We start from the raw sequence: 13590 nt of genomic DNA, 5'->3' as shown, positions 1-13590 counted from the left end.
TCGCCAGTGTGTGGCGTCGCGTCAGATCTTGTTCGCTGGTGGGACGGTGCGCTCTTCTGGCTGTGTCGATCCACCTGCGGCGAACAGGACGCGAGCCCCGGCCCCGACGCCGAGTATTGCCGCGAGGCTGGCGAGGACGAGTGTCGCACCCAGTGAGAGGCCCGCAAGTCCCGCGAGTGCGCTTCCAGCGAGAACGCCGGCTCCCAGTCCGTCTCGACCGACTCGAGTCGTGATCGTCTGGCCGATTGCGACAACCCCTATCGTGGTCAGAAGTGGCAGGACTGTCAGGCCGAAGATGACGAACGGGATTCCGAAGAAAATCCCGAGACTTGAACCCAGCAGTAGGGAGCCTGTTTGAGCGAGGCCGGCAATGACCAGTGCACCCGGCAGCCCGATACAGCAGGAAATGATCGGACTCCGGCGGACAGTTCGGACCGACCGTGGGCCGGATTCCTGTAACAGGCCTAGTACGACAAGCGCAATGACGAGCGTTCCAAGAAACTGTCCGCCCGCGCGTATGGGCGGGGCCAGTGCTCGGTAGGCGTCCAGTCCACCGCTGGACGCGACCAGATACGTCGATTCTCCCCCAGTAGCTAGTACCTCCACAGCCCACATACGCATCTCGTACAACCGGTGCTATAATATTAGTTTCGATGGTATTGAAATATTATTGGTCCATGTGTCATGTGTTCGATTCCCGTTCGCTCGAGGCTCGAGCGCTGGGACTGTCAGTTCGACGGGTTTAAGTTTGCCATGGCGCTTCGTTCAAAGGAGACAGGCGTAGCCTGTTTCACTGACCCGTAGGAGCAACCCTGCGTACTACGGAGGTGAACGATGGCAGATACGGATATTCAAACCGCTGTGGCTCGCGCACTCGAGGAGTCACCCGACCGGAACTTTACCGAGACGGTGGACCTTGCGATTAATCTGCGCGACCTTGACCTGAACGAACCGTCGAACCGTGTTGACGAGTCTATCGTCCTGCCGTCCGGAACCGGCCAGGAAACGATTATTGTCGTCATTGCTGAAGGAGAAACGGCCGTCCGCGCCGAAGACGCTGCGGACGACGTGCTTTCTGTCAGTGATGTGGCCGATCTGGACGATGACGAAGCCAAAGATATGGCTGACGAGACGGACTTCTTCATCGCCGAAGAGGCGATGATGCAAGATATCGCCCGGCATCTGGGTACCATTCTCGGTCCCCGCGGGAAAATGCCGGACCCGCTCTCGCCCGACGACGACGTCGTCGAGACCGTCAACCGACTCAAAAATACCGTGCAGCTTCGCTCCGGTGACCGACGAACGTTCCACACGCTCGTCGGCTCCGAGGCAATGGAGTCCGAAGACGTCGCTGACAACATCGACGTCATCCTGCGTCGCCTGCACGCTGACCTCGAGAAGGGCCCCCAGAACATCGATGCCGTCTTTGTAAAGACGACGATGGGCCCATCCGTGGAGGTGGCCTAAGATGAGCGCACAGGCTGAACGCAAAACCGAAAACCTTCCCCAGTGGAAGCAAGCAGAAGTCGACGACCTCAAAGCGCTGATCGACAGCTACGAGAGCGTCGGCATCGTCGGCATCGCCGGCATTCCAAGCAAGCAGCTTCAGGACATGCGCCGTGACCTTCACGGTAGCGCTGAACTGCGTGTGAGTCGTAACACGCTACAAGTCCGTGCGCTCGAGAGTGCTGGCCTCGGCGACCTCGTCGAACAGGTCGAAGGCCAAGTCGGTATTATCGGCACGAACAACAACCCGTTCGCACTCTACAAGGAACTCGAGGCGTCGAAAACGCCTGCGCCGATCAACGAGGGCGAGGTCGCCCCGAACGATATTGTCATCCCTGAGGGTGACACGGGTGTCGATCCCGGACCGTTCGTTGGCGAACTCCAGAGCATTGGCGCGAACGCACGCATCGAGGAGGGCTCGATTCAGGTCATGGAAGACTCGACGGTCTTAGAGGCCGGCGAGGAGGTTTCCGCAGACCTGTCGAACGTCCTCAACGAACTCGGCATCGAGCCCAAGGAAGTTGGGCTTGACCTTCGTGCAGTCATTGCCGAGGGCGTGCTCTTCGACCCCGAAGACCTCGATATCGACATCGAGGCCTACGAGAGCGACGTGCAGACGGCCGCCGCTCGCGCACAGAACCTCGCAGTCAATGCGAACTTCCCAACCGCGACGACGGTCCCAACGCTCATCGCGAAGGCCACAGGCGAGGCCAAGAGCCTCGGCCTGCAGGCCGCCATCGAGGACGAAGCACTCATGCCAGACCTCGTCAGCAAGGCCGACGCACAGCTGCGTGCGCTTGCGGCCCAGATCGACGACGAGGAGGCCCTGCCTGAGGAACTGCAGGGTGTCGAGGCACCGGCCCAGCCGGCAGCCGACGACGGCGAGAGTGACGATGACGAATCGGCAGATGACCAGGACGATGCTGCGGCCGACGACGCTGACGTCGACGACGACGATGAAGACGACGACGACGGCGCAGAAGGCCTCGGCGCGATGTTCGGATAATCAACACAGACTACAACAATGGAATACGTTTACGCTGCACTCATCCTGAACGAAGCGGACGAAGAGATCAACGAAGACAACCTCACCGACGTGCTCGACGCTGCTGGCGTCGACGTCGAAGAATCCCGCGTCAAAGCGCTCGTCGCTGCCCTCGAGGACGTTGACATCGAGGAAGCAGTGTCCGAGGCCGCTGCTGCACCTGCTGCAGCCGCAGGCGGCGCAGCCGCTGCAGGCGGCGCTGCTGCTGACGACGGTGACGATGACGACGAAGAAACCAGCGACGTCCCTGACACGACGGACGACGATGACGATGACGACGAAGACGAGGAAGCCGGTGGCGAGGGCCTCGGCGAACTCTTCGGCTAAGTCGGTCTCAACGCGAGACGCGACGAGTTAGCACTCACATTTTCTTTCGGCAGCAACTCCCCGAGCGACGCGACCGCCACCGCACATTCCAGCGCCAGCACCTGCTCACTCGAGCGCGGGTTTAAGTACGAATAGGCGGCCAAACCGTCCGATGGCCATCGGCCCCCTCGAGTTCGTTGCTGATCCGGCGCTGTCGCTGCAGTTGCTGGCGTGGATTCTGGCAGGGGCGACACTCGGTACGCTGAGTGGGCTCGTACCGGGGCTGCACGCGAACAATTTCGCACTGTTGCTGGCCGGCTTCGCACCTGCAGTTCCCGGCTCGCCGCTGTTCGTCGGCTGTGCGATGCTTGCGGCTGGTGTCGTCCACACCTTTCTGAACGCCGTTCCCGCGATGGCGCTTGGTGTCCCCGATGCTGAGATGGCAGTGACTGCATTGCCCGGTCATCGGATGGTACTCGAGGGCCGGGGCTACGAGGCGATTCGGCTGTCGGCGCTTGGGAGCCTGCTGGCCGTGCTCGCAGCAGTGCCGCTTGCGATTCCAGTGACCGAGGCGGTGACGGCGGTGTATCCGACGATACGGGATAACCTCTCGCTCGTGCTGGCGATGGTCGTCGTTGCGCTCGTCGCCTCGGAGCGAACGTGGCGAACGAAGGCGGCTGCGATGCTCTCGTTTTCGCTGGCTGCCGGTCTCGGAGCGCTCACCCTTGATCTCTCACCGGAAGCACCGCTGACGGCTGGTGGAACGCTTGCCCCGCTGTTTGCCGGTCTCTTTGGCGCACCCGTGTTGATCGACGCCATCTTCGGGAGTGGCATTCCACGACAGGATGAGGAGACACTCGAGATTTCCAGTCGACTCGTCGGGCTGACTGCCGTTGCTGGCGCGCTCGCTGGTGCCGTCGTCGGCTACATTCCCGGTATTTCCGCTGCGATTGCCGCCGTCGTTGTCCTCGTATTCGTCCCCGGCGGCGCTGGTGATCGTGGCTACATTGTCGCAACCAGTGGCGTTGATACGTCGAACATGATTTTTGCCCTGTTCGCACTCGTCGCTATCGGCCAGCCCCGAACCGGCGTAATGGTCGCCTTCGAAAACGCCAACGCACCCCTCGAGTTGCCGATTCTGATCGGAACTGTCCTCGTTGCCGGCGTGCTCGGGTTTGTCCTCGTCATCGTCGTCGGCGACACCTATCTCGAGATCGTGGGGCAACTCACCTACTGGAAAATCTCGGCTGTCGTCCTGACACTGTTGTGTATCCTTTCGTATCTGTTCACCGGCGTCATCGGGATCGCAATCTTCGCCGTCGCAGCCGCAATTGGCATGGTTCCGGTTCGATTGCGCGCACGCCGCGTGCATCTAATGGGTGTGCTGATCGGCCCGTTGATGCTCGGCGTCTGAATCAACTCAGTCACTGCTCGAGTCGCTCTCTCGAGCAGCCGTTACGACTGCGTCGACACGCTCCTGTGAGACCGGGTTCGTCGTCTCGCCGCCGTCTTTGAGCGCGGTGCCAACGATCACGCCGTCTGCGCCTGCCTCGAGACAGTCGCCGACGGTGTCGGGCGTGACGCCGCTGCCGACGAGGACAGGGGCGTCCTCGAGTGCGCTGGCGACGCGCTCGAGGTCGTCGAGCGGCGTTTCCTCTCCTGTCCCTGGTCCCGAGACGATAACGCCGTCGGCGCGGCCGCGGTCGACGGTTTCGAGGGCTGCGTGCTCGAGGCTCGTCTCACCAATCGGGGTGGCGTGTTTGACATGGACGTCCGCGAGAATCGCAACGTCGGCGGCGAGTCGCTCACGCAGTCGCAGGGTCTCGTGAGCCCGGCCCTCGAGAATGCCCTGGTCGGTCGCGGCGGTGCCGACGTGGACGTTGACGCGGATGCAGTCTGCCCCGACTGCGGCGGCGACCGACAGCGCGGCTGCGGCGTCGTTTCGGAGCACGTTAAGCCCCAGTGGAACGTCGACAGTGTCTGCCACAGCCGCTGCGACCGTGGTCATCTCCGCGACGACGTGTGCCGGAACCGACTCGGGATAAAAGGGTGCGTCGCCGAAGTTCTCGAGGATCACTGCGTCGACGCCGCCAGCCTCGAGTCGGCGGGCGTCTGTGAGTGCACGCTCTCGGATGGCGGTTCGGTCGCCGTTGAACGCGGGTGCGCCGGGCAGGGCCGGCAGGTGAATCATGCCGAAGACGGGCGCGGTCGACTCGACGCGCGCTCGAAGCGGTGTGATCGCGGGCATACCTGAGGTGACTCCTCGAGCGGGTAAGCCATAGCGGATTCGCTGGCGGGTGAGAGACGCGCCACCGTGACTCAAGCCGGCAAAGCCGTCGCCGTCCGCGGGCGTTTTGCGACGTCCGTGGCTACACACGAGTGACTATGCCTGCGCTGTTTTCCGACCTGTCGCTGCGTGATCTCGAGTTACCGAATCGACTCGCCGTCTCGCCGATGTGTCAATACTCCTGTGAGGATGATGGACTGCCGACAGAGTGGCATCGCGTCCATCTCGGGAGTCGGGCCGTCGGTGGTGCCGGTATCGTCATGACCGAGGCGACGGCCGTCGAACCGCGCGGTCGGATCACGCCCGGCGATCTCGGCATCTGGAGTGACGAACACGCAACAGCACTCGAGCCGATCACTGAGTTCATCCGCGACCAGGGCGGGGTTCCAGCGATCCAACTCGCACACGCGGGTCACAAAGCGAGCAAGCGAAAGCCCTGGGACGGAAACACACCGCTTTCGCCCGACGAGGGCGGCTGGGAGGTTCTGTCCCCGTCTCCTGCTGCCTATCCGCCGTTCGATGGCGACCGGCCCGAAATGAAACGGGCCGACGAGCGCGATATTCAGGCGGTGATCGACGCCTACCGCGACGCCGCCGAGCGCTCGCTCGAGGCTGGCTTCGAGATCGCCGAAGTCCACGCAGCACACGGCTACTTGCTCCACGAGTTCCTCTCGCCGGTGACGAACGACCGGACAGACGAGTACGGCGGCAGTTTCGAGAACCGAACTCGACTCGTTCGCGAGGTGACGGCTGCGGTCCGTGAGGTTTGGCCCGACGAGAAGCCCGTGTTCGTCCGCATTTCGGGAACGGACTGGCTCGAGAGCCGCGAGTCCTGGGACCTCGAGCAGTCGGTGCGACTGGCGGACTCACTCGCTGAACTCGGTGCCGACCTGATCGACGTCAGCTCTGGTGGGATTCACCCGGACCAGCAGGTCGAGGGCGGACCGAACTTCCAGGTGCCGCTGGCCGAAGCGATTCGCGATGGAACGGACATCGCCGTCGGTGCGGTTGGTGGCGTCACCGAACCCGAACAGGCCGATGCACTCGTTCAAAATGAGAGAGCGGATCTCGTTCTCGTTGGGCGTGAGTTCCTCCGTGATCCGTACTTCGGTCTTCGGGCTGCCGGCGAGTGTACCGACGATGAGGCGTCAGCCTGGCCAGTCCAGTACCGGCGGGCCGTCCGCTAGTCCCACACACTGGTATTTGTATAGCCGAACATATTCGCCCCCCGTCCCACTGCTCGGGAATGGACAGTCGTTTCAACTGGTTTCTCCCGAAAGAGTCTGATGACCATGACCGAACATGATACCGACCGTCGGACGTTCCTGAAAGCTGCTGGTGCCGCAGGCGCAGTCACACTCGTTGCTGGTTGTAGCGACGATGACGACGGCAATGGAAACGGGAACGGTAACGGCGAGGATAACGGCGGCGAGGCCGAGGCACTCGAGCCAGGCACGGAAATCGAACTCGACGGCCAGACGGCTGGCTGGGAAGCTATTGCCCCCGACGCCATCGCTGGCGAGACCAACCCAACGCTCGTCCTCGAGGAGGGCGAGAGCTACGAACTCGGCTGGTCCGAAGGCGACGGACAGGACCACAACATCGAGATCCGCGACGACAACGGCGACGTCGTCGACGACCTCGAGACCGACGAAGTCAGCGACCCCGACGACGACCAGTGGCTCGAGTTCGAAGCCAGCTCCGACATGGCCGAGTACGTCTGTGACCCACACGAAGGGTCGATGGCCGGCGACATCGACGTCCAGTAAGTCGTTTTGCGCTAGTTTCTGGCATCAATCAGGTGTACTCCACCGATTCTTCGAGTAGTTCAGTCGCAGCCTCTCTCATACTGCCGGATAAAACTATTTGAAGGTCGGTCGCGGCGAACGTGTCTTGTCGCTCTGAAATCGCTTCCTGTCGGAGCAGACCGTCACAAATCGGATACTCACTACGGAACACAACGGGACTGCGCCTAGCCGCCCAGCCCGCTTGTGTGCACTGCCGCCGTGTTCAACCGTCCGAGACGGTCAGACAGCAGATGACAATTACTCGTCGATCCACTTGATCGAACAGCCTTGGGACGGCTGCCACTCGAGGTCGACACTCTCGCCGGCGAGAATCGCATCGATGGCTTCGCGAACGTGATAGCGGGAGGGGTCGTCGTCCGGATTCAGGGCGTCATCGAGACGGCCCTGATAGGCTAGTTCGAACGCCTCGTCGTCAGCGCGCTCGAAGAGGAACGGATCCGGTGTACAGACTGCACCGTAGGCCTGAGCGACTTCCTGGGTGTCATCACGCAGATAGGCGTCGTACTGTACTGTGCCGTCCTCGACGAACTCCGCCATCGACTCGAGTGAGTCTTCGGGGTACTCCTCGGCGTCGTTCGGGTTGATGCCGACGACGGCAACGTCGTCGTACTCCGCTGCGATTTCGTTGAGGAGGTCGAACTTCGCCTGTGCGTAGGGGCAGTGATTGCACGTAAACACGACGAGCAACGCGTCGTTGTCGGCAAAGGACTCGAGAGTGTACGTCTTGCCGTCTGCACCCTCGAGTTCGAACGCGGGCGCGGCATCTCCGGCCTCGAGTTGCGTGTCGGATTCAAGTAGTGCCATGGGGCGTTGTTTGCCCTATTGATCCTTAAGAATCCCGCTCGCGGCGATGTCGACGTTTGGGTGGCGGGCCAGCAGACGCCCAGACCGACGGCGTACCTATTTGTACCAGCCACATCATCGGTGAACTATGCAGACCCTCGAGATTACAGACGAACAGTACGCGTTCATCCAGCGGCTTCGACAGGAGATTTCCGAGGATGTCGTCGGCAAGTACGGCTTCGTCCGAGAGCAAGACGCGGTCCAGTTTTTGATCGACAACATCGACAGCGAGCAGGACATCGATATCGACCTCGACGGCGAGGGGTCGTCCTCGGCGACCAGCGACGTTGCCGGCTCCGTCGAGGCCGCAATCGCGGGCGAGCCGGAACCGGAGACAACTGGCGAATCAGTCTCCTTCGACGAGGGCGACGACGCAGCGACTGACTCGAGTGCTGAGACGGACGCCGATGCAGACGACACCGGACGCGATGACGCTGCTGACGATGACAGCGATGATGGCGACGATGACGATAGCGACGGCGACGGCAGCGCCTCCGACGATGACATGCTTGATGAAATGATGAGTCTGCTCGAGACCCACGACGGCAAGTGGGAAGAGTCCTCCTCAGCTGATTATCGCTACACTGTGACTCTCCCCGACGGCTCGACGGAGGATGTCCAGACGAAAGACGACGTCCGAGCGTTGCTGTTCAAAAACTACCGGTAGTCGGGGTATTACTTGGTGCTGGCAGCGATCCAGCTGGCAACGTCATGAACCCGAAAGCGAGCACCGCCGGTTTCGCCGTCGGTGACGTCGATGTCCCAGCCATGGGCATCGACAATCGCGTCGACGATTGCCAGCCCGAAGCCGGTCCCCTCCGGTGAGGACGTATAGCCATGCTCGAAGACGTCTTCGCGTTCCTCCGGTGGGATACCCGACCCGTCGTCTTCGATCCAGAGCGTGCCTTCGTCCCAGCCGACACGGACCGTAACGGCCGGATCGACTGGCTTGCTCGAGTGCGGTTTCTCTCCCACCTCGAGTGTCGAGCCGTGTTCGATTGCGTTTCGAAAGAGATTCTCGAACAGCTGTCGCAATCGGCCATCGTCGGCACGAACCATCCGTGTCTCACCATACTCCGTCTCGAGTGTCGCGGCTGTGGTTCCGACGCTGTTCCAAGCGGCGTCGACGACGTCACGCAGTCGAACTGCAACCGGTTCATCGACGGTCTGTCCCTGACTGGCAAGCGTCAGCAGGTCATCAATCAGCGTCCCCATGCGCTCGTGTGCCGCCAGCAACTCCTCGAGTCGGTCCTCAACTGCCGGCTCTGAGGTAAGTTCCAGTGCCAGTCTGGCGTTGCCGTCTGCGACACTGAGTGGATTGCGCAGGTCGTGTGAGACAACACTGACGAAGCGCTCGAGTTGTTCGTTCTGGCGCTCGAGCGTGCGTTCACGGCGTTTCCGCTCGGTGATGTCCGTATAGATGCCAAAGCCTTCGATGCGTCCGTCGAACCCCGAGACGATGACTGGCCGAAAGAGGAAGGTTCGACGGTCACCCGAGGCAGTGACGCGTTCGATTTCGGTGCCACCGCCGGTATCCGACCGAAACCACTCATCGACCGTCTCGCCGTCAGCGGGGTCGGGGACGATCAGTGCCGACAATGAGTGGCCAACGGCGTTGTCTCCATAGCCGAACGTCTCCTCAAACGCAGGGTTGACTGCGTTGACAACTGGTTCTGACTCCTCGAACGTTACCATCACTACTGGGTCTGTAATTCGCTCGAGTAGCGCGTCGAAGCGGCGTTTCGCCTGTTCGCGGACGCGAACCTCGTTTGCGACGACAGTGAGGTAGCCATCGCTTTGCCGGCTGATCGTCTCACAGATATCAGCGATTTCGTGACTCGAGTAGCTGTCCTGGTGCTCGATCTCGAGTTCCTCGAGAGCGTCCGTGACCAGTGCTGTGGCTTTCTCGACGCCGACGGTCTGGCCGAACGTTGAAACGAGGTCGTCGTGGCGCATTAGGCAGGCAGGAGTAAGGCGACGGTCGTTGTATTGTGATAGCCACTGAGTTGGCCTGGGCCCATACAGATCTCGCCGTAGGTTTCAAAGCCGACGAATGGAATCTCGAGTTCGTCTGCCATCGCCTCGACGGCGGTGTCGAACTCGTCGCCGAGGACGATGCCGCGACAGGCACAGTCGTAGATGAACCCGCCGGCGATTTCGACGTCACCAGCGTCATCGCGTGCGCGCCGCGCAGTCTCTGCGGCCGATTCGATCTGTGCGTCGGGTCGGCCATGCATTACCCGGAAGACGGTTCCTTCCGGGATGTCGACAGCAAAGTGCATCGCACCGCCCTCGTCTTCGATCCAGGGCCAGCGCATCTTGTACTGGGCCCCCTGATCGATCCCGAACTCGAACTCACAGAGAATCTCCTGGAGGAGTTGATCACTCGGTTCGAGATCGTCGATTTCGACGTCGAACTCCGCTCGAACGGACTCACGGACGGCATCCTTCCAGACCTCGAAGGCAGGTTTGCCGTCGAACTCGTAGACGGTCGGGCCATCAGATCGCGTCACTTCGACCGGCTCCGAGAGCGGTTCGTGACCGTGTGCCACCGCCATCGCCGGGCGTTCGTCCGCACCGATCACGCCGAGGACGACGCCATCTTCGACGACCTCGTCGTCGTGAAACACGTACGTCGCCTCGAGTTGGTGGTCATCCGCTGCGGAGCCACCGACGATGAACACTTCCGGCCCGAGCTTTTGCTGTGTCGTCAGTGCTAATTGCTCGCCGACCCCGCTCAATCCATCGCTGAGTGCAATTGCAGCAGCGTATGGATGGTCTTCGAGGGCGTCCGGAATGTCGCTGACGGCTTCCCGGACCGCTCTCGAGACGTTCTCTTGGAGTCCAGTCCCGAGCCCGGTGTAAAACGAGAGCGTATCGCTCGCGACAAGCCCGACGGCGACGCCGTGGCCGACGGTGTCCTGTGTGAACGAGCCGTTGGCCGAACAGCCAATGAGCTTCGTATCGGGGCCGACAACTGCTCTGATTCCCTCGAGAACGGCGTCGAAGTCGTATTCGACCGGACAGAAGACCTGGCAGAAATCGACCTGCGTTCCCGACAACTGCTCGCGGGCCGCTGTGGCAGCGCGTTCACCCGCTTGCCGACCGCAGCTGTCTGTCACGAGTGCCGTTCCAACGGAAGTTCGCATAGTCACAATGACGTTTGTGTAGCTAATTGAATGTTTGGTCTCCACACCTAACGAGCCGAATCCGACTCCTTTAGGGCGAGGGGAATCCGAATTTCGCGTACTGATGCTCATCGCTGGAACGAACGGCTATCGCGTTTCGCGCACGCGCAACGCCATTGGACGACGAGCACACTGGGGGCAGCGATGACTGTCGGCGTCGTCGGTGCCGGTATGTCCGGGCTGGCGCTCGTTCATGCCCTTCGCAAACAGGGCAAAGACGTCCGCGCGTACGAAGCACGCGCAGATCCTGGCGGTATCATGCGAAGCCGTCAAATCGACGGACACGTCGTCGAACTCGGTCCACAGCGCCTCCGGCTCACGCCGAGTCTCGAGACGCTGATCGACGACCTCGAGTTGTACCCACAGCTTCGACTCGGTGCGGACGATCAGCCGCTGTACATCTTCTACGACGGCGAACTTCGCGTCGTGCCGCTGTCCGCTCGAGAACTCCTCACGACGGATCTGTTGAGCGTCGGTGGCAAACTGCGACTGCTCAAAGAGCCACTGACAGAGAGTTCACGGCCGGGCGAAACCGTCGATGAGTTCCTCGTCCGAAAGTTCGGCCCGCAGGCTGCCCGCCGCTTCTTCGGCCCGCTGTACAGTGGTCTGTACGGGACGGAGACGACCGATATGCTCATGGAGTACTCGCTCGGGCGCGCCATCGAGAACGCCGGCATCGACGGCAGTATCGTCGTCGCCGTCTTGCGAAAGCTGCTGTCGGGCCGGGAGACGCCGCCGATCTGTACGTTCGACGACGGTCTTGGCGTCCTCTCGAACGCCCTCTACGAGCGCCACGCCGACGTAATCTCACTCGAGACGCCGGTCACGGCGATCAATCCCGTCGATGAAGGCTACGAACTCGTCACCGACGACGGGACCGATGTCGTCGACGATGTCGTCGTGACGACGCCAGCCGGAACGAGCGCTGACCTGCTCGAGTCGGTCGATGCGGACCTTTCCGAGACGTTGCGCCGGTTCAATTACAACCCGATTGCCGTCGTCTTCCTCGAGTCGCCGTTCGACAGGGACGGCATCGGGACGCTCGTGCCCTCGACGGAGCCGAGCCAGATCAGCGGTCTCACCTGGAACGCGAGCTTTCTCGACCGCGATGAGGTGTTTACCTGCTACATCGACCCCGGCCGATGTCCGAACATGACCGAGCGCAGCGATAGTGACCTCGAGTCTGTCGCCGCGTCGGAGTTCGAGCGAATCACTGGCGCGCCCGCAGAGCCACTCGGAATCCACCGCTGGGACCCCGGCATGCCGGCCTACGACCGCTCGTGGACGGCGATGGACGATATTGACCTTCCCAACGGAATCCACCTTTGTTCGAACTACGTTGGCCGCCCAGGAATTCCCGGACGTGTCCGAAACGCGAACCGACTCGCAGACGAACTGGCCACGGCCGAATAAGTTCGTCTCGAGTGCTGTGTGGGGCTTCCGCCTCCGAAGTACCTATACGGAACGGGTCCTGACGCCCCACTATGGAGACAGAAACTGGGTCAGCAACAGGCATCGTCCTGTTGAATTTCGGCGAACCGGCAACGCCCGACCGCGAGGTCGTCCTCGAGTACCTCACGCGAATTTTCTACGACAACGCCTCGCTCGAGGAGGCCGACTCCGACGATGAGGCGTGGGAGCGCTCTCGCGAACTGGCGAAGCGACGACTACCCAGTCTGATGGAGGAGTACGAAGCTATCGGCGGCTCGCCGCTGCAAGCACAGGCCGACGCTCAGTCCGAGGCACTCGAGGCCGAACTGACGGATCGCGGCCACGACGTGACGGTCTACCGCGCGATGCAGTTCATGGAGCCACTGATTCCCGATCTCGCGAGCGAACTCGCTGCGGACGGCATCGAGTCCGTCCTTGCGGTTCCGATCTACCCGCTCTGTGGCCCCTCGACGACCGTCTCCTCGATCAACTCGCTCGAGGGCGCACTCGAGGAGATCGACGGCTACGACCCGACGGTCGCATCACTGACTGGCTGGCATCGAGCGCCGGCATACAACCGGATCAGAGCCGACGCGATCACGGAGTTTGCCAATGCAGAAGGCATTGATCTGACCGACCCCGACACGGCGTTCGTCTTTTCGGCACACGGCACCCCGACACGATATCTCGAGGAGGGCAGCCGGTACGATCAGTACGTCGAGGAACACGCCGAGGCACTGGCCGGGATCATCGGCCTCGAGGAGTACGAAATCGGGTATCAGAACCACTCGAATCGGGATATCGACTGGACCGAACCCGAAACTGAAGACGTTGTCGAGGAACTCGGCCGAAACGACGAGGCTGACCGCGTCGTCGTCGAGCCGATGAGTTTCATGCACGAACAGTCAGAGACGCTCGTCGAACTCGATATCGACCTGCGCGAGGACGCCGAAGACGTTGGGCTCGAGCTGCATCGGGTGCCGGTTCCACACGACGACTCGAGGTTCCCTGAGTTGCTCTCGGATCTGCTCGAGCCATTCGTCTCCGGATTCGAGCCGTCGTACTACAACCTCCGGCAGTGTCAATGTCGCGACGAGCCGGGATCGTACTGTCTGAACGCTGGCCTTCCGCCGCAGTAGGCGCGGGGGAGCGGCAGTTGGGAAGACGAGCAGGCTG

At 61.9% G+C, this 13590-nt stretch carries 14 protein-coding genes; 9 read left to right on the top strand and 5 right to left on the bottom strand.

Annotated features, from left to right (window positions below):
* Positions 1-21: 21 nt before the first annotated feature.
* The gene (locus tag B2G88_RS05540) at positions 22-615 is read right to left on the bottom strand and encodes a hypothetical protein (protein ID WP_087714191.1); all 594 of its coding nucleotides are present in this window, start codon (positions 613-615) and stop codon (positions 22-24) included.
* A gap of 219 nt (positions 616-834) precedes the next feature.
* On the opposite strand from B2G88_RS05540, the gene B2G88_RS05535 reads away from it, so the two are divergent.
* The 4 genes from B2G88_RS05535 to B2G88_RS05520 all read left to right on the top strand — a co-directional run bounded on the left by B2G88_RS05535 (position 835) and on the right by B2G88_RS05520 (position 4271).
* Positions 835-1467 carry a 50S ribosomal protein L1 gene (locus B2G88_RS05535; protein ID WP_087714190.1) on the top strand — a complete coding sequence of 211 codons (633 nt, stop codon included), beginning with the start codon at positions 835-837 and terminating at the stop codon, positions 1465-1467.
* A 1-nt stretch (position 1468) separates the two neighbouring features.
* Positions 1469-2512 carry a 50S ribosomal protein L10 gene (locus B2G88_RS05530; RefSeq protein ID WP_054863119.1) on the top strand — a complete coding sequence of 348 codons (1044 nt, stop codon included), beginning with the start codon at positions 1469-1471 and terminating at the stop codon, positions 2510-2512.
* 18 nt (positions 2513-2530) lie between these two features.
* Positions 2531-2878: a 50S ribosomal protein P1 gene (gene rpl12p / locus B2G88_RS05525; RefSeq protein ID WP_054863120.1), complete on the top strand. Its 348-nt coding sequence runs from the start codon at positions 2531-2533 to the stop codon at positions 2876-2878.
* A gap of 151 nt (positions 2879-3029) precedes the next feature.
* Positions 3030-4271 carry a tripartite tricarboxylate transporter permease gene (locus B2G88_RS05520; protein WP_087714189.1) on the top strand — a complete coding sequence of 414 codons (1242 nt, stop codon included), beginning with the start codon at positions 3030-3032 and terminating at the stop codon, positions 4269-4271.
* 6 nt (positions 4272-4277) lie between these two features.
* Here B2G88_RS05520 and B2G88_RS05515 read toward each other — a convergent pair whose 3' ends face one another.
* A complete protein-coding gene (locus tag B2G88_RS05515) occupies positions 4278-5105 on the bottom strand; it encodes a BtpA/SgcQ family protein (RefSeq protein WP_087714188.1) in 828 nt (275 codons plus the stop codon).
* A 137-nt stretch (positions 5106-5242) separates the two neighbouring features.
* Between B2G88_RS05515 and B2G88_RS05510 the strand changes: the two genes are divergently transcribed.
* Together B2G88_RS05510 and B2G88_RS05505 are read left to right on the top strand one after the other, a co-directional pair.
* A complete protein-coding gene (locus B2G88_RS05510) occupies positions 5243-6331 on the top strand; it encodes an NADH:flavin oxidoreductase/NADH oxidase (protein WP_054863121.1) in 1089 nt (362 codons plus the stop codon).
* Positions 6332-6430: 99 nt separating this feature from the next.
* Entirely contained in the window at positions 6431-6913 is a 483-nt protein-coding gene (locus B2G88_RS05505) for a twin-arginine translocation signal domain-containing protein (protein ID WP_342744101.1), read from the top strand.
* Between the two features lie 276 nt (positions 6914-7189).
* On the opposite strand, the gene B2G88_RS05500 is transcribed toward B2G88_RS05505, so the two are convergent.
* On the bottom strand, positions 7190-7756 hold the full coding sequence (locus B2G88_RS05500; RefSeq protein ID WP_054863122.1) for a thioredoxin family protein: 567 nt from the start codon (positions 7754-7756) through the stop codon (positions 7190-7192).
* Positions 7757-7883: 127 nt separating this feature from the next.
* Between B2G88_RS05500 and B2G88_RS05495 the strand changes: the two genes are divergently transcribed.
* Positions 7884-8462 (top strand): hypothetical protein, encoded by a 579-nt coding sequence (locus B2G88_RS05495; RefSeq protein ID WP_054863123.1) that lies wholly within the window; start codon positions 7884-7886, stop codon positions 8460-8462.
* A gap of 8 nt (positions 8463-8470) precedes the next feature.
* On the opposite strand, the gene B2G88_RS05490 is transcribed toward B2G88_RS05495, so the two are convergent.
* Together B2G88_RS05490 and B2G88_RS05485 are read right to left on the bottom strand one after the other, a co-directional pair.
* Positions 8471-9751 carry a sensor histidine kinase gene (locus tag B2G88_RS05490; protein WP_054863124.1) on the bottom strand — a complete coding sequence of 427 codons (1281 nt, stop codon included), beginning with the start codon at positions 9749-9751 and terminating at the stop codon, positions 8471-8473.
* On the bottom strand, positions 9751-10944 hold the full coding sequence (locus B2G88_RS05485) for an FIST signal transduction protein (RefSeq protein WP_054863125.1): 1194 nt from the start codon (positions 10942-10944) through the stop codon (positions 9751-9753). The genes B2G88_RS05490 and B2G88_RS05485 overlap by 1 nt, the downstream gene beginning before the upstream one ends.
* Positions 10945-11127: 183 nt before the next feature.
* Here B2G88_RS05485 and hemG point away from each other — a divergent pair, with 183 nt between their 5' ends.
* Positions 11128-12396 carry a protoporphyrinogen oxidase gene (hemG, locus tag B2G88_RS05480; protein WP_087714187.1) on the top strand — a complete coding sequence of 423 codons (1269 nt, stop codon included), beginning with the start codon at positions 11128-11130 and terminating at the stop codon, positions 12394-12396.
* A 71-nt stretch (positions 12397-12467) separates the two neighbouring features.
* Positions 12468-13553, top strand: a complete 1086-nt coding sequence (gene hemH, locus B2G88_RS05475; RefSeq protein WP_087714186.1) for a ferrochelatase — start codon at positions 12468-12470, stop codon at positions 13551-13553.
* The last annotated feature ends 37 nt before the right edge of the window (positions 13554-13590 follow it).

Source organism: Natronolimnobius baerhuensis, assembly GCF_002177135.1.
GTDB lineage: Archaea > Halobacteriota > Halobacteria > Halobacteriales > Natrialbaceae > Natronolimnobius > Natronolimnobius baerhuensis.
This window is presented reverse-complemented; position numbering and strand designations above follow the sequence as displayed.

Coding starts and splice junctions, on each gene's coding strand:
- B2G88_RS05540 (WP_087714191.1), bottom strand. CDS start 615: ATGTGGGCTGTGGAGGTACTAGCTACTGGGGGAGAATCGACGTATCTG.
- B2G88_RS05535 (WP_087714190.1), top strand. CDS start 835: ATGGCAGATACGGATATTCAAACCGCTGTGGCTCGCGCACTCGAGGAG.
- B2G88_RS05530 (WP_054863119.1), top strand. CDS start 1,469: ATGAGCGCACAGGCTGAACGCAAAACCGAAAACCTTCCCCAGTGGAAG.
- rpl12p (WP_054863120.1), top strand. CDS start 2,531: ATGGAATACGTTTACGCTGCACTCATCCTGAACGAAGCGGACGAAGAG.
- B2G88_RS05520 (WP_087714189.1), top strand. CDS start 3,030: ATGGCCATCGGCCCCCTCGAGTTCGTTGCTGATCCGGCGCTGTCGCTG.
- B2G88_RS05515 (WP_087714188.1), bottom strand. CDS start 5,105: ATGCCCGCGATCACACCGCTTCGAGCGCGCGTCGAGTCGACCGCGCCC.
- B2G88_RS05510 (WP_054863121.1), top strand. CDS start 5,243: ATGCCTGCGCTGTTTTCCGACCTGTCGCTGCGTGATCTCGAGTTACCG.
- B2G88_RS05505 (WP_342744101.1), top strand. CDS start 6,431: ATGACCATGACCGAACATGATACCGACCGTCGGACGTTCCTGAAAGCT.
- B2G88_RS05500 (WP_054863122.1), bottom strand. CDS start 7,756: ATGGCACTACTTGAATCCGACACGCAACTCGAGGCCGGAGATGCCGCG.
- B2G88_RS05495 (WP_054863123.1), top strand. CDS start 7,884: ATGCAGACCCTCGAGATTACAGACGAACAGTACGCGTTCATCCAGCGG.
- B2G88_RS05490 (WP_054863124.1), bottom strand. CDS start 9,751: ATGCGCCACGACGACCTCGTTTCAACGTTCGGCCAGACCGTCGGCGTC.
- B2G88_RS05485 (WP_054863125.1), bottom strand. CDS start 10,944: ATGCGAACTTCCGTTGGAACGGCACTCGTGACAGACAGCTGCGGTCGG.
- hemG (WP_087714187.1), top strand. CDS start 11,128: ATGACTGTCGGCGTCGTCGGTGCCGGTATGTCCGGGCTGGCGCTCGTT.
- hemH (WP_087714186.1), top strand. CDS start 12,468: ATGGAGACAGAAACTGGGTCAGCAACAGGCATCGTCCTGTTGAATTTC.